Below are 17,685 nucleotides of genomic sequence, written 5' to 3' on the forward strand. Positions count from 1 at the left end.
TTAGGGGCCGGTGGCGGTTACCCAGTCGATGAAGGGGGTTACGGCTCGCCAGTCTCGGCGGATCTGGTCGGCGAGTTCGGGGGTGTGGATGACGGGTTCGAAGCCGTACGACTTGGACAGGCTCATCGACTTGTGGCGCAGGAGGTCGATCCGGGGGTGGTCGGCGTCGTAGCCGCGCGGGCTGGTCTTCAGGCGGTCGCCGCCTACGATCCAGCCGGCCTTCTTCAGTTTGGCCAGGATCTTCTCGAGTTCGGTTCCGCGTCGTTCGTCCGCGATGGCGTCGCGGAAGGCGGCGAGCCGTTCCGGGGAGGCCTCGTAGAAGCCGGCGCCGACCAGCACACCCGGCGCGGCCACTTCGACGTACCAGCCGAGTGACGGGCCCTTCGCGACGAACGCGCCTTGGTTGGTCTTGTACGGCGTCTTGTCCTTGGCGAAGCGGACATCGCGATGTGGGCGGAAGATCTTCGCCGGGCCGAACTCGCCTTCCAGCAAAGCGACCAGCGCGGTCATCGGTTTGCGGACCGACTCGTCGTAGATCTCCTTGTGTTCCGCCCAGAAGGTCTTCGTATTGTCGACCTCGAGATCGTCGTAGAAGTCCAGCGCGGCAACCGGGAACCCGGTGAACTCAGCCATGCGCACACCCTAATCGGAGCGTGCGCACGGCCGCGAAGAGACCTACTGGGTGACGCGGTAGACGTCGAAGACGCCTTCTACGGAGCGGACGGCTTTCAGGACGTGGCCCAGGTGGGTTGGGTCGCCCATTTCGAAGGTGAAGCGGGACTTGGCGATTCGGTCGCGGGTGGTGGTCAGGGCCGCGGAGAGGATGTTCACGTGGTAGTCGGACAGCACGCGGGTGATGTCGGACAGCAGGCGGGCCCGGTCGAGGGCTTCGACCTGGATCGCGACCAGGAAGACCGATTGGGCCGTGGGAGCCCATTCGACCTCGACGATGCGCTCCGGTTGGGCCTTCAGGTTGTCCACGTTGGTGCAGTCGCTGCGGTGGACCGAAACGCCCGCGCCACGGGTGACCCAGCCGATGATCTCGTCGCCTGGCACCGGCGTACAGCACCTGGCGAGTTTGGCCAGCACGTCGGTGGTGCCCTTGACGATGACGCCGGCGTCGCCACGGTTGGTACGTTTGCGCCGCTCGCGACTCGCGGGCAGGCGGACGCCCTCGGCCAGGTCCTCGGCCGCGCCCTCCTCACCACCGTGCATCTCGATCAGGCGGCGAACGACGGCCTGGGCGCCGACGTGGCCCTCGCCGACGGCGGCGTACAGCCCGGTGACATCGGGATAGCGCAGGAAGTTCGCGACCTGGGTCAGCGTCTCGTGCGAGAGCAGGCGCTGCAGCGGCAGGCCTTCCTTGCGGAGCTGCTTGGCGATCGCGTCCTTGCCGTGCTCGATCGCCTCGTCGCGGCGTTCCTTGCTGAACCAGTGCTTGATCTTGTTCCGCGCGCGCGGGCTCTTGACAAACGTCAGCCAGTCGCGCGACGGACCAGCGCCCTGGGCCTTCGACGTGAACACCTCGACCACGTCGCCGTTCTCGAGAGTGCTCTCGAGCGGTACGAGCCGGCCGTTGACGCGGGCGCCGATACAGCGGTGACCCACCTCGGTGTGTACGGCGTAGGCGAAGTCGACCGGCGAGGAGCCCGTCGGCAGCGACATCACGTCACCGCGTGGCGTGAAGACGTAGACCTCGGCGTTGTTGATCTCGAAGCGCAGCGAGTCGAGGAACTCCGACGGGTCGGAGGTCTCTCGCTGCCAGTCGACCAGCTGACGCACCCACGGCATATCGTTCGGCCCGCCGACCTCGGTGGCCGGTGGCGCGCCGACCTCGGGGGCGGGCGCGTTCGGGTCTTCTTTGTACTTCCAGTGCGCGGCGATGCCGTACTCCGCGCGGCGGTGCATGGAGAAGGACCGGATCTGCAGCTCCACCGGCTTACCCTGCGGGCCGATCACGGTGGTGTGCAGCGACTGATACATGTTGAACTTCGGCATCGCGATGTAGTCCTTGAACCGGCCGGGCACCGGATTCCACCGCGCGTGCAGAATTCCCAGCGCGGCGTAACAGTCCCGGACCGACTCGACCAGCACGCGAATGCCGACCAGGTCGTAGATGTCGCCGAACTCGCGGCCGCGCACGATCATCTTCTGGTAGATCGAGTAGTAGTGCTTCGGCCGGCCGGTGACGGTCGCCTTCACCTTCGCGGCGCGCAGATCCTCGTGCACCTGATCGATCACGGTGGCCAGATACTCGTCACGCGACGGCGCGCGCTCCGCGACCAGCCGCACGATCTCGTCGTACACCTTCGGGTGCAGGGTCGAGAACGACAGGTCCTCGAGCTCCCACTTGATCGTGTTCATACCGAGCCGGTGGGCCAGCGGGGCGTAGATCTCCAGCGTCTCGCGGGCGATCCGCTCCTGCTTCTCCTGGCGCAGGAACCCGAGCGTGCGCATGTTGTGCAGCCGGTCGGCCAGCTTGATCACCAGCACGCGAATGTCCTTGGCCATCGCGACGACCATCTTGCGAATGGTCTCGGCCTGGGCGGATTCGCCGTACTTGACCTTGTCCAGTTTGGTGACGCCGTCGACCAGCATCGCGATCTCCTCGCTGAAGTCCTTCTTCAGCTCGTCGATCGTGTAGTCGGTGTCCTCGACGGTGTCGTGCAGCAGGGCCGCGCACAGCGTCGGAGCGGTCATACCCAGCTCGGCGAGAATCGTCGCGACCGCAAGGGGATGCGTGATGTACGCGTCGCCGCTCTTGCGCAGCTGGCCGGTGTGGTACTTCTCGGCGGTCCGGTAGGCCCGCTCGATGATGGCGAGATCAGCCTTGGGATGGGTGGCCCGGACGACGCGGAACAGCGGCTCCAGCATCGGGGCGCGGTTCGGGTGTCTCGTGCCACCGAGGCGGGCCAGGCGGGCGCGGACCCGGGCCGGCGCGATTCGCGGCGGTTGCGCCGCGGGTGGCGGAGCAGCCGGTGGAGGGGTCGCCGGCGGCCGGGCAGCCGAGGTCACTGCCGCAGGCCTCTCGGCTGACGTAGCGGCAGGCGCGCGCGGGGGCTCAGGCGGTACGACATTCGGTACCGCCGAAGTCATCGCCGGGTCTTCACCCACATTGTTTCCCTCCGCAGACGTTCCACCAGTCTAGAGGGAGAACGGCAACGGCCCCGACGCGCCCTGTGGACAACACGCCGGAGCCGCTTCGTCTCAGACGGTGAGCAGCGCGTCGATCCGCTCCCCCGCCAGGCGCTCGCGCCCTGGCAGGAACGACAGCTCGAGCAGTACGGCGGACGCGGCGACCGTGGCACCACAGCGGCGGATCAGCCCGAGGCAGGCCTCGACCGTGCCACCGGTGGCGAGCACGTCGTCGATCACCAGCACCCGATCGCCCGGGTCGAACGCGTCCTGGTGCACCTCGATCGTGGCCTGCCCGTACTCCAGGTCGTACGACGCCTCGAACGTGGCGGCGGGCAGTTTGCCCTTCTTGCGAACCGGCACGAATCCGGCGCCGAGCGCGAGGGCCACCGGCGCGGCCAGGATGAAGCCGCGGGCCTCGATCCCGACCACCTTGTCCACCACGGTCTGGCCCAGGCTGTCCCGGCCCGAGGCCGCGAGGGCGTCCACCACCTGGGTGAAGCCCGCGTGGTCCGCCAGCAGCGGGGTGATGTCCTTGAACATCACCCCGGGCTGCGGGTAGTCCGGGATGTCGCGGATCAAGGTCTTCAGGACCTCATCGAGTGACGGCACTACTTACCGCGCTTCGACCGCGGCTTGCGCTTCGGCTGAGGCCGTCCCGCGCTGCTGGTCTTGCTGATCGGCCGGGGCGAACCACCGCCGGTGGGACCGGCCTTCGGCGCGTTCCGCGTGCCCTTGTCCTGGGGACGTGGGCCCTCGATCGTGGCGACGCCCCCACCAGCACCGGCGACCGCGACACCAGCGACGGGCCGAGCGGCGCCGGCAGCCTGGGCGCGACGGGCCTTCACCCGGCGGTCCAGCGCCTGCATGGCCGGCTCGCGCTCCTTGAACGCAGCCAGCAGGGCCGGCGCGATGAAGATCGACGAGTAGGCACCAACCGCGACACCGATGAACAGCGCCAGCGAAAGGTCCTTCAGCGGACCGCTGCCGAGCACGAAGGTGCCGACGACAAGGATCGAGCCGATCGGCAGCAGGGCGATGATCGTGGTGTTGATCGAACGCACCACCGTCTGGTTCACGGCCAGGTTGGCCGCGTCGCTGTAGGTCTGCCGGTTCGAGCCGGTGATACCGCGGGTGTTCTCGCGGACCTTGTCGAACACCACGACGGTGTCGTACAGCGAGTAACCCAGGATGGTCAGGATGCCGATCACCGTCGCCGGGGTGACGTCGAAGCCGATCAGCGCGTAGAGGCCGATGGTGATGAGCACGTCATGGACCAGCGCGATGATCGCCGCCATCGAGCCCTTCGGTTCCCGGAAGTACAGCCAGATCACGAAGAACACCAGGAACAGGAAGATGCCCAGCGCGAGCAGCGCCTTGTTGGCGATCTGCGCGCCCCACGACGCGCCGATCTGCTGCCGGTTGACCTGCTCCGGATTACTGATGCCGACCTCGCGCGCGATGGCGTCGCGAACCTTCAGTACGTCGGCGTCGCTCAGCGGCCGGGTCTGCACCCGGACCTTGTTGTCGTTCAGCGTGGTGACGATCGGGTCGCCGAGCTCCTGGGCGTTGGTCGCTATGACCGCCTCGCGTACATCCGCCACGGTCGAGTCGTTCACCTTGGCAGCGGCGATGAACTCGTTGCCGCCGCGGAACTCGATGCCCAGGGCAAGACCACGCCAGGCCAGGCCCGCGATCGAGAGCAGCACCAGCACCGCCGAAACGGTGAACCAGAGTTTGCGCTTGCCGACGAAGTCGTACGAGATCTCGCCGCGGTGCAGCTTGGCACCGATGGCTCCGAGCTTCGACATCAGATCTCCCCTCCGACGGGCTTGGTACCGGCCCGGGGACCGGCGTTCTTCCTGCCCGGCGCCGACTGCCCCGGCAGCCGCTCGACACCCAGGTTCTCCGGGTCGAGGCCGGACAGCTTGTGGCCGTGGCCGTAGAAGTCGGTCTTGGCCAGCAGCGTGACCAGCGGCTTGGTGAAGACGAAGACGATGAGCAGGTCGACCAGCGTGGTCAGGCCGAGCGTGAACGCGAAGCCCTTGACGCCACCGACGGCGAGCATGAACAGCACGACCGCGGCGAGCAGCGAAATCGAGTCGGCCGCGATGATCGTGTGCTTGGCCCGGGCCCAGCCGGTCTCCACCGAGGTACGCAGGCTACGGCCCTCGCGGACCTCGTCGCGCAGTCGTTCGAAGTAGATGACGAACGAGTCGGCGGTGATACCGATCGCGACGATCAGACCGGCGATACCGGCGAGCGTCAGAGTGAAGCCCATCGACTTGCCGAGCAGCACCACCAGCGCGTAGGTCATCGCGGCGGCCACCGCCAGCGACAGCACCACGACCACACCCAGGCCGCGGTAGTACAGGAACGAGAAGAGCACAACCACGCCGAGGCCGATCAGACCGGCCAGGATGCCGGCGTCGAGCTGGTCACCACCGAGCTGCGGCGAAACGTTGCTCACCTCGGAGACCTCGAACGCCAGCGGCAGCGCGCCGTACTTCAGCACGTTGGCCAGGTCGCGCGCCTCGGACTCGGTGAAGGTGCCGGTGATCTCCGCCGTACCGCCGGGGATCGGGGCGCTCACGCTCGGCGTCGAGATGGTCTCGCCGTCCAGCACGATCGCGAACAGGTTGTTGCCCTCGCCGCGCTGCGAGATCGCGGTGGTGGCGTTCAGGAACTTGGTGCCGCCTTCACCGGTGAACTCCAGGTTCACCTGCCACTGGATGCCGTTCTGCGGGATACCCGCGAAGGCGTCCTTGAGGTCCGTGCCCTGCAGGATCGCCGGGCCGAGCAGGTACTTGGTGCTGCCGTCGCGGCTGCAGGCCAGCAGCGGCTTGTTGGAGACGTCCTCCACCTTGGGCGCCTCGCAGTTGTAGCCCGCGAAGGCCGCCTGCGTAGCGGGGTCCGGCTGCCACTTCAGCGGATCGCCCGAGGCGACCGGCAGCACCGGCGCCTTCGGCGTACCAGTAGCGCCCGGCGTCGGGGTCGCGCCCGGCGTCGGGGTGCCGGTGGCGGCCGGGGTGCCGGTGGCTGCCGGGGTCGGCGTCGGCGCGGGGGTGGTGGTCGGCGTCGGATCGGCGAGTACGCCGGTCCAGGCGCGGCCGTTCGGCGTGGTGGTCGGCTTGCTGCTGACTGGCGTCGACGGCTTCACGCTCGGGTTGGCCGACGGCTTTCCGCTGGGCGTGGCCGTGGGCTTGCCCGTCGGGGTGGGCGTCGGCACGGCGGTCGGGGTGACCACGCCCGCCTGCGCGTCGTACACGATCCGGAAGCGCAGTTCGGCCGTCTGGCCGACCTGCGCCACCAGCGCGTCGTTGTTCTGACCGGGCACGGCGACGGTGATGTGGGTTCCGCCCGAGGTAGTGATCTCCGCCTCGGCCACACCGCGGCTGTTCACCCGCTGCTCGATGATGTTCTTGGCTTCGCTGAGCTTGTCCGCGGTCACCGCACCACCGGTGACGGAACTCTTCGCCGTCAAGGTGATGGTGGTGCCGCCGCGCAGGTCCAGCCCGAGCTTCGGCTTCCAGCTGTTGGTCAAAGCCATGATGCCGAACAGGATGACCAGCACCACGCCCAGCGCGATGAGCTGCCGGCCGGGGCGTGATTGTGATGTCGTCGTTGCCACGTCAGTCTCTTCCTCGAGCTACAGGGCGCGGCCGGTGATCGTCACCGGGCGCCTACACCGAACTGGACCGCGAGGTCACTTCTCGGTGTGCGTGGGCGGAAGCTTGGAGTCCTCGACCGAGTCCTTGACCGGAGCGTCGGTGACGTCGGTGTCAGTCGCGTCGGTGTCGGCGACGGCGGGCTCGTCGTCCGGCTCCTCGTCGGGCAGCACCCGGCCGACGGCCTGCTTGACGAAGCGGGTGTACACGTCGGGAGCGACCTCGAGCGTGACGTACTCCTCGTCGATGTCCCAGACGGTGCCGAGCTGGCCGCTGGTGGTGATCACTCGCGTACCAGGCTTCAGGGCCGCGACGGTCTCCGCCTGCCGGGCCTTCTGCTTCTTCTGCGAGCGGCTCATGAACCAGATCATGCCGATGATCAGAATGAGCGGGAGCAGCAGCGTAAAGCCGGAGCCTCCGCTGGAGCTTTCGGCCATCGGGACAGCGGTGAGAAGCATCGGGATCGAAAATCCTTCGTCGAGTACGGCTGTCCCCGGCCAGGTTTCTCGATAGGCGAACTGTCGAGAACCGGCCGGCGACGCGATCGGATGACCTGGGGCCAGGCCACCGGGGAGTCTAACCCTGACCGTGGACAACTGGCGCATCACCGGTGGTCACAGTTGAGTTACTCAGCCCGGAGGGATTTACGGATGGCGCCCGGCCAAAGTTCCGCGCCCGCCCACAACTGCCGACCGTCGCGACCCGGGCACCGTCAGGCGTCGTCGTCCGCGTCGAACAGCGTGTCGGCGAAGGTGGCGTTCTTCGGCACGTTCAGGCCGAGGTGGCGCCAGGCCGCCGGGGTGGCGACACGGCCGCGCGGCGTACGGGCCAGGTAACCCGACCGGACCAGGAACGGTTCGGCCACTTCCTCGACCGTCTCCCGCTCCTCGCCGACCGCGACCGCCAGGGTGGACAACCCGACCGGTCCCCCACCGAACCGCCGGCACAACGCGTCGAGCACACCCCGGTCCAGCCGGTCCAGCCCCATCCGGTCGACCTCGTAGAGATCCAGCGCGGCCTTCGCCAGCGCGAGCGTGATGATGCCGTCGGCACGCACCTGGGCGTAGTCCCGCACCCGGCGCAGCAGCCGGTTCGCGATCCGGGGTGTGCCGCGTGAACGCGACGCGATCTCCGCGCCGCCCTCGGCGGTCATGTCCACCTGCAGCAGTTCGGCCGAGCGGTTGATGATCCGCTCCAGCTCCGACGCCTCGTAGAACTCAAGGTGCCCTGTGAAGCCGAAGCGGTCACGCAGCGGCCCCGGCAGTAGACCAGCGCGGGTGGTCGCCCCCACCAACGTGAACGGCGGAATCTCCAGGGGAATGGCCGTTGCCCCCGGCCCCTTGCCGACGATCACGTCGACACGGAAGTCCTCCATCGCCATATAAAGCAGTTCCTCGGCGGGCCGCGACATCCGGTGGATCTCGTCGAGGAAGAGCACCTCGCCCTCGCTCAGGCCCGACAGGATCGCGGCCAGATCGCCCGCGTGCTGGATCGCCGGACCGCTGGTGATGCGCAGCGGCGCCGACAACTCGCTGGCGATGATCATGGCCAGCGTGGTCTTGCCCAGCCCGGGCGGACCCGAGAGCAGGACATGGTCCGGTACGCCGTTGCGCCCGCGGGCCGCGTGCAGCACGAGTTCGAGCTGTTCGCTGACCCGGCGCTGGCCGCCGAACTCGGCCAGCGTTTTCGGCCGCAGCGCCGACTCGAACGTGCGCTCCTCGAAATCGGCGTCGGCGGAGACCAGTGGCCGGACGTTGTCCTCAGAGTTCATCTCAGGCCTTCGACAGCGTGCGCAAAGCCGCCCTGAGCAGATCCGGTACGGACGGCTCGGCCTGGTCCACGGCCAGCGGCGAGACGGCGATGACGGCGTCCTCCGCGTCCCGGGCCGACCAGCCCAGGCCGATCAGGCCGGCCTGGACCTGGGCGCGCCAGTCGTTCGCGGTCTGCAGCGGGCGGCCGCTGACCGATCTCGACGGCAGGCCGATCTTGTCCTTGAGCTCGAGCACGATCCGCTGCGCGCCCTTCTTGCCGATGCCGGGCACCTTCACCAGCATGGCCAGGTCCTCGTTCGCGACGGCCTGACGGATCTGATCCGGGCTGAGCACGGCCAAGGCCGCCTGCGCGAGCCGGGGACCGACGCCCGAAGCCGTCTGCAACAGCTCGAACAACTGCTTCTCGTCGTCGTCGGCGAAGCCGTACAGCGTGAGGGAGTCCTCGCGGACCACCATCGAGGTGGAGACCCGCGCCTCCTGGCCGGGCCGGAGCCCCGCGAGCGTGCCGGGATGGCAGAACAACTGCAACCCGACGCCACCAACCTCGATCACACAACTGTCCACGCCGATCGCGGCCACCGGGCCACGGACGAACGCGATCATCGACGTCCTCCTCTACTACTCGCCTGCGCGGCGACAGCCTGCTGGAACCTGTTCGTCACGCCACCGCGCCAAACATGGCAGATAGCCAGTGCGAGCGCGTCAGCGGCGTCGGCGGGTGTCGGCCGCTCGGGCAGCTTGAGGATACGGGTGACCATCTCCGTCACCTGCTCCTTGCCCGCCCGGCCTGAGCCGGTAACGGCCGCCTTGACCTCACTAGGCGTGTGCAGTGCGACCGGCAGGCCCATCCGGGCCGCGACCAGCATGGCCACTCCGGCCGCCTGCGCCGTACCCATCACGGTCTGCACGTTGTGCTGCGCGAAGACCCGCTCGACCGCGACGGCGTCGGGGCGATACTCGGTGATCCACTCGACGATGCCGGCCTCGATCAGTACCAGCCGGCGCGCGATGTCGAGATCGGCCGGGGTCCGCACCACGCCGACGGCGACCAGGGTCGGTGGCCGCCCGGTCGCGCCATCAACGAGCCCGAGACCACACCGGGTCAGCCCCGGGTCGACTCCGAGCACGCGCACTAGACCACCCTCCACCACTCCGAACGTTTGTTCGACACCCTAGTCGGTGGGCATGCCCAGGCGAGAACCGACGCGCCCTATTTAGAAGTAGTCGAGCATGTACGGCGTAGCCCCCGCGAACGCCGCATCCAGCCGTAGATCGTCCTCGGCACCGCCACCGCTCGCGAGGCCTGAAGCGCGCAAGGTGCTCAGCGCCGTACCGGCGAAGAGGGCGGCGACGCCCCGGGCCGAGAGGCGTGGCGCCGGCGTCGTACCGCTGGCGGGGATGAGCTCGCCCGAACCGTTCGAGACCTTCAGGCGCCAGCGGCCGGAGTTGGCGGGCATTTCCACGTCGTCGATCTCGAACTCGGTATCGACCGACACGGCCGGGTTCCAGCCGCGGGCGGCGATGGCGGCGGGTGCGTCGAGCAGGCGAAGCATCCAGCGCTGGTAGTTCACCTCGGCCGCCGCTTCGTGCTGCAGCAGGTAGTGGATGGGGTCCTGCGGTGAGAGGTACGCCGAGACGGTCTTAGCAGTGGAGGAGCCTGAACCAACCGTGGCCCACAACGCCCGGGCGGTCGCCTCCGAGCCAGCTACAAGCTCGTCAACCCGCAGCTCGGAGCCGTCCCAGGTATAGGCGGTAAAACCGTCCTCCGCTACGTACACGAAGTTGTCGTCCTCTGCGAGCCAGTCGCGCACCTTGTCGACCGGCCAACGCAGGATGCCGTTCTCCCGGGCCGGTCCTCGCACACTGGCTACTAAGTCCAGCAGTAGTTCGGCGTCGTCCGGAGTGCCTGGGCGGAGCTTGACGTCTTTGCCGCCGAGAAGTCGTAGATCCGCCGCAGGGAAGGAGAACTTGTACCAGCCGCCGGCGAACTCGTAGCCGAGGTGCCGGTAGATAACCACTGTTGCCGGGTAGAGCGCGCTAATCGGGTAGCCGAGCGCCTTGCCGCGTTCGAGCACTCCTCGCATCAACAGGCTGCCGACTCCCCTACCGCGGTAGTCCGGCGATACGACCACACCAGCCACACCCGCCATCCGGACCGGCCGTCCGCCCCACCACTGCTCGAAGTCCCAGATCCGGGCTGCTGCGACCACCCGGTCTCCGGCCAGTACGCCGAAGAACCGGCCGTTGGCGACGAACTCCCGCGCGTCGGCCAGCCACCCCTCCTGCTGGGCGGGTTTGATCAAGCCGAACGACCGCGCACGAATGCGGATCACCTCGGGCAACTGGTCTTCGGTCAGGTCGGCAAACCGCAGCTCATCACTCACGCTCCGACCCTAAATGACCACCCGCCCGAACGCCTCGCCTTTACAGCGCCCACACGATGATCGAGGCGGTGTTGACCGCGCCGTGCACGACGATCAACGGCCACATCCGGCGGTACCGGCTCCACAGATAGCCGAGGAACAACCCCTGCACGCCCTGGTTGACCAGCGCCGACGGCAGATCGACCGACAGGTCCCCCGTGCCCTGGATGCCGACATGCCAGCAGGCCCACAGCACCGAGCTGAGCACGATCGCCGGCCACGGCCCGATCAGCGCCTCCCACCGAGTCTGCAGCCAGCGCCGGTAGAAGAACTCCTCCAGCACGCTGTTGGCCAGGAACGCGACCGCCACCACGATCAGCAGTTCCGCCATCTGCAGGTCGGTCTCGAACGGCGTCAGCACCGACACCGGCCCGACGTAACTCACCACCAGCCAGGCCGCGACCGCCACCACCGGGACCAGCACCGGACCGGGCGCCGGCACGATCTTCGACTTCCACACCCGAAAGGCGATCAGCGGCAACGCCAGCAACAGAAGGAGTTTCAGCACGCTGTGCGCCGGCTCCCCACCACCAAAAGCCACAAGCAGTACGGCGAACGCCGCCGCCGCGCCGGCCAGCAGGTAGGCGCCGCGCCGGTCCACTTCGAGTGGCGGGCGATCGAGCCGGGGCGGGATCAACCGGGTCAGCAGCAGGCCGATCGCCACCGGAACCCAGCGCCACCACAGCGGCTGAGTGCGATCGTGGTCCGCGCTGTACCTGATGCCGGTATGCCCGGTCGCGAACAGCCAGACCGCCGAACCGGCGATCAACGCGAGGCCCACTGCCAGCACCCACCTGCCGTTACGCATGCAACTCCCAACTCAGTGGGCAGGCGTGTCCTTCGGCGCGGGGGCGGGCTTGTCGGTCACCCAGAGGTGGATGGTGCCGGCGACCACCACCGTGCCGTCGGTTCGGACCGCCTTGACCCGGACCGGTACGTCGGGACCAGACAACCAGTCGCCGGGGTCGGTCTCGGCGCTGCAGGTCAGATCGGTGGTGGACTTCGCCAGGTACTCCACCTCCATGCCTTTCGGCAGCCAGCGCTTGCCCGTTGGCACGGTGGCTTCGGCCAGCGCACCCATCGCCGCCTCCAGCCCGTTGCAGACCGCGATCGCGTGCACGGTGCCGATGTGGTTGTGCACCGCCCGGCGCTTCGGCAGCATCAGGCTGGCGTAGTTCGGGCTGACCTGGAGGAACCGCGGCCGGATCGTGCGGAAGTACGGCGCCTGCCGCGCGAACGCCGCGGAGAACAGCCGCCGGCCCGCCGGAAGCCGACTCAATTTCGTGTACATCGCCAACACCGAGGTCGCCATGACCCGATGTTACCCTCGAGTCACTTACCCCGGAGGCTGCCACCGGCCCGGCCGATATGATGTGCCGCACTGTCCGACGTTGTCTCCACCGCGGCTCAGCATTCCGACACCTGGACGAAGGACGATGGCCACGCCCAGCATCAAAGAGGTCGCCCGGCACGCCGGCGTCTCCGTCGGCACGGTGAGCAACGTGCTGAACAAGCCCTGGATCGTGACACCGCCGCTGCGCGAACGAGTGCAGCGCAGCATCGAGGCACTGGGCTTCGTCCGCAATGAGGCCGCCCGTCATCTGCGGGCCGGTCGCAGCCGCACGATCGGCCTCGTCGTACTCGACGTGTCGAACCCGTTCTTCACCGATCTGGCCGCGGGCGCCGAGGAACTGGCGGCGGATCACGACACCGTGGTGATGCTGTGCAACAGCCGCACCGATCCGGTCCGCGAGCGGCATCACCTCGACCAGCTCGAACAGCAACGCGTGCTGGGCATTCTGATCACCCCGGTCGGTACTCACAACAACAAGTTGCTCACCGCGATGGCGGCCCGCGGTACCCCCGTGGTGCTGGTGGACCGCGCCGCGCCCAGCGGCGACCACTGCGCGGTGTCGATCGACGACCACCTCGGTGGGCGGCGAGTCGGTGAACACCTGATCGAGCGCGGTCACCGGCGCATCATCTTCATCGGTGGGCCGCTCACCATCCAGCAGGTCGCCGATCGCCATGAAGGCATCACCGCCGCCGTCGCCGCGGCCGACGGCGTCTCGCTGGAGACGCTCGAACTGCCCAGCATGAGCGCGGAACAGGGTCGTACCGCGGGTGACGCGATCGCCGCCCGCGCGCCGGAGTCGCGCCCGACGGCCGCGTTCTGCGCGAACGACATGGTGGCGCTGGGCTTTTTGCAGGCGATGGCCGCGCGCGGGCTCGCCGTACCGGGTGACATGGCGATCGTGGGGTACGACGATATCGAGTTCGCCGCCACCGCCGCCGTACCGTTGTCATCGGTGCGGCAGCCGCCGGACCTGCTCGGGCGGACCGCGATGGAACTGCTGCAGGTCGAGGTCGAAGCACCCGAGGGACATCGCCACCGTCAGGTGATCTTCCAGCCCGAACTCGTCATCCGCGAATCCAGCGCGTTGGCCCATAATTCAGGCGGATCGGCTCACGACAACTGAGAGGACCGCCACCGTGGCGTACGAGAATCCGCTGGCCTCACCCGACGACCTGGCGGGATTCCGGCTGGAAGGCGACGGCGCGGTCTCGTTCCCGCAAGGGCGGATGCGGCTCGAAAGCCTCCGCCCACCGGAGGACGGCCAGGACGCCAACATCGTGCTGTGGTGCCCGGAGAACTTCGGTCCCGACCTGACGGTGGAATGGGACTTCTGGCCGATCCGCGAACCAGGCCTGTGCATCATGTTCTTCAACGCCCGCGGCCGCCGGGGCGAGGACCTGTTCGACCTGGCACCTCGCACCGGGCCGTACGAGCAGTACCACCACGGCGATCTGAACGCGTATCACGTGTCGTACTTCCGCCGGATGTGGCCGTCCGAGCGCAAGTTGCACACGTGCAACCTGCGCAAGAGCCACGGGTTCCACCTCGTCGCTCAGGGGCCGGATCCCTTACCCGCGGTGCTGGATGCCCAAGGGCCGTACGCGATGCGCCTGTCCGTTCAGGGTGGCGACATCAGCTTCGAGATCGACGGGCTGACGACGTTCCGCTGGCACGACGACGATCCCCTGGCCGGCGGCAAGCTCGGCTTCCGCCAGATGGCGCCCCTGATCGGCGAATACGCCAACCTCCGCGTCACCGAGCTCTAGCCCCTTTCACCTCACCCGGCTTCGGCGCTTCGGCGTCACCGGGCTTCAGCCGCGTTCACGTCAGCCTGCGGTGCTTCGCCAAAAGACCGCCGTCGCGACCAAATCCGTCACGGATAGTCAGCGCTAACGCACGTCCCGGTCGCGGCCGGTGACCGGTGTCTGACAACCGGTTCGCGGAGCATTGACTTTGATACGATTCAAATATACGTTCCTTCCCACTTCCCGCCCTGGCAAGCGCTCTCCTGATGAGGCAGGTACACCGGTGGAACGTACTCCGATCGTCATTTCGCTCCGCCCGACCGGCGGCTCGCGATGACGTTACCTGCTTGGGGTTTGCGCCTCTACGAGGCGGCCGACGAGCTGTTCTGGGCGTTCACGCTCACCCTGCTCTGGATCACCTTCACGCTCGCCGGCGGGATCGTGTTCGGCATCGGTCCGGCAACCGTCGCGGCCTACACCGTGGCCCGTCGGCGCGCTTCCGGTGAATCGTTTCAAGCCTGGCCCGCCTATCTCTCCGCCTACCGGCGGGAGTTCGTCCGGGGCTCACTGCTCGTGCTGCCCCTGGCCGGGGCCTTCGCCCTGCTCGTCGCGAACTACTTCTGGTTCGCGACTCTCGGCTCCGCGGCCGCCGTACCCCGGCTGATCACGGTCGCGGCGCTGATCGCGCTCACCCTCGTCAGCTCGTATCTGCTGCCGATGTTCGTGCACTACGACCTGCCGGCGCGGGCCTACCTGCCCAAGGCGTCGCTGTTCGCCCTTACCCGCCCGGCCTCGTCCGTCGTCCTGCTGTTCGTGCTGGCGTCGGTCGTCTACCTGGGCAACTCCTTCCCGTTCCTGGGACTGGTCCTGGCCGTCGGCGGCTGGATCCAGCTCGACACCTGGCTCTGCCTGCGCTTCTTCGCGGAGAACGAGGCGCGCCTGCAAGCGAAAGGCATCTCATGAACCGTCCACCCCTGCGTTCCCGCGCGATCGCCGCGACCGCGCTCGCGCTGAGCACCGCCCTGTTCGCCACCGCCTGTTCCGGCGGCAACGGCGAAGAGGCGTCCGCCGACGAGCTGACCATGATGGTCCCGCTGTTCGGTACGGCGCCCGATCCGAGCGGTGAGATGCAGCAGGCCGTCGAAAAGCTCGTCGGCAAGAAGCTCAAGATCACCTGGGTGCCCAACGCCGAGTACCCGGACAAGACCAACGTCACGCTGGCCTCGGACAAGATCCCGCAGGTGATGGTGATCCAGGGCGAGAAGACCGCGTCGTTCGTCAAGGCCGCCGAGGCCGGCGCGTTCTGGGACCTGACCGACAAGCTCGACGCCTACCCGAACCTCAAGCCGTCCGAACCGCAGACCGCCAAGAACTCGATGGTGAACGGCAAGGTCTACGGCATCTACCGGGTCCGCCCGCTGCTGCGCTCGGCCGTGATGATCCGCAAGGACTGGCTGACCAAGCTCAACCTGAAGGCGCCGGAGACGGTCGACGAGCTGCGTACGGTCGCCAAGGCCTTCACCGAGCAGGACCCGGACGGCAACGGTAAGAAGGACACCTACGGCCTGATCATTCCGAAGTGGCCCGGCAACTACAGCAGTGCCAGCCCGTACGACGTGATCGAAACCTGGTTCGGCGCCCCGAACGGCTGGGGCGAACGCGACGGCAAGCTGGTCCCGGGCTTCGACACCCCCGAGTTCCTGGCGGCGAACAAGTGGCTCAAGACCTGGGTCGACGAAGGCCTGATCAACCCCGACTTCGCCACCCTGGACACCGGTGACTGGGCCAACCCGTTCGTACAGGGCAAGGGCGGCATCATCATCGACGTGAACGTGCGCGCCATCCAGATGCTCGACCTGTTCAAGGAGAAGAACCCGAAGGACTTCGACAAGGTCGAGATGGTCGGCAACCTGAAGCGGTCCGACGGCAAGAAGTTCTCGTACCCGTTCACCGGCTACGCGGGCGTGATCGCGATCTCCAAGCAGCAGATCCGGACCGAGGAGCAGCTCACCGAGGTGCTCAAGCTGCTGGACAAGCTGGCCTCGAAGGAGGGTCAGGTGCTGCTCACCAACGGCATCGAGGGCCGTAACTTCAAGGCCGAGGGCAAGTTCGCGGTACCGATCAACGAGTCCGACCCGAAGATCCAGCAGATCAAGAACGACGTGGACAAGGCGTTCATCCAGCTCGGTACCAAGGCCAGCGTCGGCATGGGCGCGTACACCCCCAAGCCGAACGACGAGCCGAGCCGTCTGCACTACGAACTGCGGGAGAGGCTGGTGGCGGAGGACCTGAAGACGGCGGTGCACAACCCCGCTCTCGGCATCGTCGCGCCGACCTCGATCGAGAAGGGCCAGACGATCGAGACGATCGTGTCCGACGCCCGGGTCAAGTTCTTGTCGGGTGCCATCAACGAGGACCAGCTCAAGGCCGAGATCAAGCGCTGGTACGACAGCGGCGGTACCCAGATCGTGGCCGAGACGAACGACCTGTACGCCAAGCTCGGCGGCTGATTCCCCAGCGTGTTCCGGGGCCGGTTTCGCCGGCCCCGGATCAGCTTGTCTTGACTCTCGAAGGGATCCGCCGTGGCCACCGATCTGGCGCCGAACCCGGCGCCGCCACCCGTTGACGTAACCAAGATCGCCGGGCGCCGGCGCAAGCGCGAGGCGCGCAAGGTACCGCTGGGCCGGGACCTGTACCGCTATCGCTGGCTGTACCTGATGCTCTTGCCGGGCGTCGTGTACTTCATTCTTTTCAAGTACCTGCCGATGTACGGCCTGACCATCGCGTTCCAGGACTTCGTACCGTTCCTCGGCTATTCCGACAGTCCCTGGGTCGGCTTGAAGCATTTCGAGACCCTGTTCAGCGGACCGGATTTCGGCCGGCTGATGGTCAACACCCTGATCCTCGCGCTGCTGACGATCCTGTTCGTCTTCCCGGCGCCGATCGTGGTCGCGATGATGCTGAACGAGCTGCGCATCAACCTGGTGAAGCGCTCGGTCCAGTCGCTGATCTACATTCCGCACTTCCTGTCCTGGACGATCGTTGCCTCGCTCACCTATCTGCTGTTCTCGGTGGACTTCGGCGTGATCGCGAACTACATCCACGGCCTGGTCGGCGGACCGAAGGTGGACTACGTGGCGCAGTCGGCGTGGTTCCGGCCGCTGATCGTGCTGCAGCTGCTGTGGAAGGCGACCGGCTGGGGCACGATCATCTACCTGGCCGCGCTGGCCGGTGTCGATCCGCAGCTGTACGAGGCCGCCCGGGTCGACGGCGCCGGCCGGTGGCGCCAGTTCTGGCACGTCACGCTGCCCGCGATCCGGCCGACCGTGGTGGTGATGGCCATCCTCACCTCCGGCAATCTGCTGGACTCCGGGTTCGAGCAGATCTGGCTGATGACCACCTCGCTGAACCGGTCGGTGGCGGATGTTTTCGACACCTACGTGTACTACGTCGGCATCACCCAGGGCGCGTTCAGCTACGCGACCGCCGTGGGCTTGTTCAAAGGCCTGATCGGGGTCCTCCTGATCTTCGGCTCCAACTGGCTGGCCAAGCGTCTCGGCCAGCGCGGATTGTTCTGAGGAGGCG

17 protein-coding genes are annotated in these 17,685 nt (G+C 67.6%); 5 read left to right on the forward strand and 12 right to left on the reverse strand.

Features of this window, described 5'->3' with window-relative positions:
* The 12 genes from ACFFGN_RS07830 to ACFFGN_RS07885 form a co-directional block, all read right to left on the reverse strand.
* Window positions 1-633, reverse strand: a complete 633-nt coding sequence (locus ACFFGN_RS07830; protein ID WP_380044670.1) for a DUF2461 domain-containing protein — start codon at window positions 631-633, stop codon at window positions 1-3.
* Window positions 634-675: 42 nt separating this feature from the next.
* Entirely contained in the window at window positions 676-2,874 is a 2,199-nt protein-coding gene (locus tag ACFFGN_RS07835) for a RelA/SpoT family protein (RefSeq protein WP_380044671.1), read from the reverse strand.
* Between the two features lie 333 nt (window positions 2,875-3,207).
* Window positions 3,208-3,747, reverse strand: coding sequence for an adenine phosphoribosyltransferase (locus ACFFGN_RS07840; RefSeq protein WP_380044672.1), 540 nt, complete (start codon window positions 3,745-3,747; stop codon window positions 3,208-3,210).
* Window positions 3,747-4,946, reverse strand: a complete 1,200-nt coding sequence (gene secF, locus ACFFGN_RS07845; protein WP_380044673.1) for a protein translocase subunit SecF — start codon at window positions 4,944-4,946, stop codon at window positions 3,747-3,749. The genes ACFFGN_RS07840 and secF overlap by 1 nt, the downstream gene beginning before the upstream one ends.
* Window positions 4,946-6,766 (reverse strand): protein translocase subunit SecD, encoded by a 1,821-nt coding sequence (secD, locus tag ACFFGN_RS07850; protein ID WP_380044674.1) that lies wholly within the window; start codon window positions 6,764-6,766, stop codon window positions 4,946-4,948. The genes secF and secD overlap by 1 nt, the downstream gene beginning before the upstream one ends.
* Before the next feature lie 75 nt (window positions 6,767-6,841).
* Window positions 6,842-7,261, reverse strand: a complete 420-nt coding sequence (gene yajC / locus ACFFGN_RS07855; RefSeq protein WP_380044675.1) for a preprotein translocase subunit YajC — start codon at window positions 7,259-7,261, stop codon at window positions 6,842-6,844.
* A gap of 254 nt (window positions 7,262-7,515) precedes the next feature.
* A complete protein-coding gene (gene ruvB, locus ACFFGN_RS07860) occupies window positions 7,516-8,574 on the reverse strand; it encodes a Holliday junction branch migration DNA helicase RuvB (protein WP_380044676.1) in 1,059 nt (352 codons plus the stop codon).
* Window position 8,575: 1 nt separating this feature from the next.
* Window positions 8,576-9,178 carry a Holliday junction branch migration protein RuvA gene (gene ruvA / locus ACFFGN_RS07865; protein ID WP_380044677.1) on the reverse strand — a complete coding sequence of 201 codons (603 nt, stop codon included), beginning with the start codon at window positions 9,176-9,178 and terminating at the stop codon, window positions 8,576-8,578.
* Window positions 9,175-9,708, reverse strand: coding sequence for a crossover junction endodeoxyribonuclease RuvC (ruvC, locus tag ACFFGN_RS07870; protein ID WP_380044678.1), 534 nt, complete (start codon window positions 9,706-9,708; stop codon window positions 9,175-9,177). Before ruvC ends, ruvA begins: the two co-directional genes overlap by 4 nt.
* Before the next feature lie 81 nt (window positions 9,709-9,789).
* Window positions 9,790-10,959, reverse strand: coding sequence for a GNAT family N-acetyltransferase (locus ACFFGN_RS07875; protein ID WP_380044679.1), 1,170 nt, complete (start codon window positions 10,957-10,959; stop codon window positions 9,790-9,792).
* A 40-nt stretch (window positions 10,960-10,999) separates the two neighbouring features.
* Window positions 11,000-11,806, reverse strand: a complete 807-nt coding sequence (locus ACFFGN_RS07880; RefSeq protein WP_380044680.1) for a CPBP family intramembrane glutamic endopeptidase — start codon at window positions 11,804-11,806, stop codon at window positions 11,000-11,002.
* Window positions 11,807-11,818: 12 nt separating this feature from the next.
* Window positions 11,819-12,310 carry a hotdog fold domain-containing protein gene (locus ACFFGN_RS07885; RefSeq protein WP_380044681.1) on the reverse strand — a complete coding sequence of 164 codons (492 nt, stop codon included), beginning with the start codon at window positions 12,308-12,310 and terminating at the stop codon, window positions 11,819-11,821.
* 124 nt (window positions 12,311-12,434) lie between these two features.
* Here ACFFGN_RS07885 and ACFFGN_RS07890 point away from each other — a divergent pair, with 124 nt between their 5' ends.
* The 5 genes from ACFFGN_RS07890 to ACFFGN_RS07910 all read left to right on the forward strand — a co-directional run bounded on the left by ACFFGN_RS07890 (window position 12,435) and on the right by ACFFGN_RS07910 (window position 17,678).
* Window positions 12,435-13,478, forward strand: a complete 1,044-nt coding sequence (locus ACFFGN_RS07890) for a LacI family DNA-binding transcriptional regulator (protein ID WP_380044682.1) — start codon at window positions 12,435-12,437, stop codon at window positions 13,476-13,478.
* Window positions 13,479-13,491: 13 nt separating this feature from the next.
* Window positions 13,492-14,121, forward strand: coding sequence for a DUF1961 family protein (locus ACFFGN_RS07895; protein WP_380044683.1), 630 nt, complete (start codon window positions 13,492-13,494; stop codon window positions 14,119-14,121).
* Window positions 14,122-14,433: 312 nt separating this feature from the next.
* Window positions 14,434-15,063, forward strand: a complete 630-nt coding sequence (locus ACFFGN_RS07900) for a YesL family protein (protein WP_380044684.1) — start codon at window positions 14,434-14,436, stop codon at window positions 15,061-15,063.
* The gene (locus ACFFGN_RS07905) at window positions 15,060-16,610 is read left to right on the forward strand and encodes an extracellular solute-binding protein (RefSeq protein WP_380044685.1); all 1,551 of its coding nucleotides are present in this window, start codon (window positions 15,060-15,062) and stop codon (window positions 16,608-16,610) included. Before ACFFGN_RS07900 ends, ACFFGN_RS07905 begins: the two co-directional genes overlap by 4 nt.
* A gap of 72 nt (window positions 16,611-16,682) precedes the next feature.
* A complete protein-coding gene (locus ACFFGN_RS07910; protein WP_380044686.1) occupies window positions 16,683-17,678 on the forward strand; it encodes an ABC transporter permease in 996 nt (331 codons plus the stop codon).
* The last annotated feature ends 7 nt before the right edge of the window (window positions 17,679-17,685 follow it).

Source organism: Kribbella deserti (genome assembly GCF_042434725.1).
Taxonomy (GTDB): Bacteria; Actinomycetota; Actinomycetes; order Propionibacteriales; family Kribbellaceae; genus Kribbella; species Kribbella deserti.

Bases quoted from the DNA above. Each gene is read 5' to 3' on its own strand.
- ACFFGN_RS07830 (WP_380044670.1), bottom strand. From the start codon at position 633: ATGGCTGAGTTCACCGGGTTCCCGGTTGCCGCGCTGGACTTCTACGAC.
- ACFFGN_RS07835 (WP_380044671.1), bottom strand. From the start codon at position 2,874: ATGCTGGAGCCGCTGTTCCGCGTCGTCCGGGCCACCCATCCCAAGGCT.
- secF (WP_380044673.1), bottom strand. From the start codon at position 4,946: ATGTCGAAGCTCGGAGCCATCGGTGCCAAGCTGCACCGCGGCGAGATC.
- yajC (WP_380044675.1), bottom strand. From the start codon at position 7,261: ATGCTTCTCACCGCTGTCCCGATGGCCGAAAGCTCCAGCGGAGGCTCC.
- ruvB (WP_380044676.1), bottom strand. From the start codon at position 8,574: ATGAACTCTGAGGACAACGTCCGGCCACTGGTCTCCGCCGACGCCGAT.
- ruvA (WP_380044677.1), bottom strand. From the start codon at position 9,178: ATGATCGCGTTCGTCCGTGGCCCGGTGGCCGCGATCGGCGTGGACAGT.
- ACFFGN_RS07880 (WP_380044680.1), bottom strand. From the start codon at position 11,806: ATGCGTAACGGCAGGTGGGTGCTGGCAGTGGGCCTCGCGTTGATCGCC.
- ACFFGN_RS07885 (WP_380044681.1), bottom strand. From the start codon at position 12,310: ATGGCGACCTCGGTGTTGGCGATGTACACGAAATTGAGTCGGCTTCCG.
- ACFFGN_RS07890 (WP_380044682.1), top strand. From the start codon at position 12,435: ATGGCCACGCCCAGCATCAAAGAGGTCGCCCGGCACGCCGGCGTCTCC.
- ACFFGN_RS07900 (WP_380044684.1), top strand. From the start codon at position 14,434: ATGACGTTACCTGCTTGGGGTTTGCGCCTCTACGAGGCGGCCGACGAG.
- ACFFGN_RS07905 (WP_380044685.1), top strand. From the start codon at position 15,060: ATGAACCGTCCACCCCTGCGTTCCCGCGCGATCGCCGCGACCGCGCTC.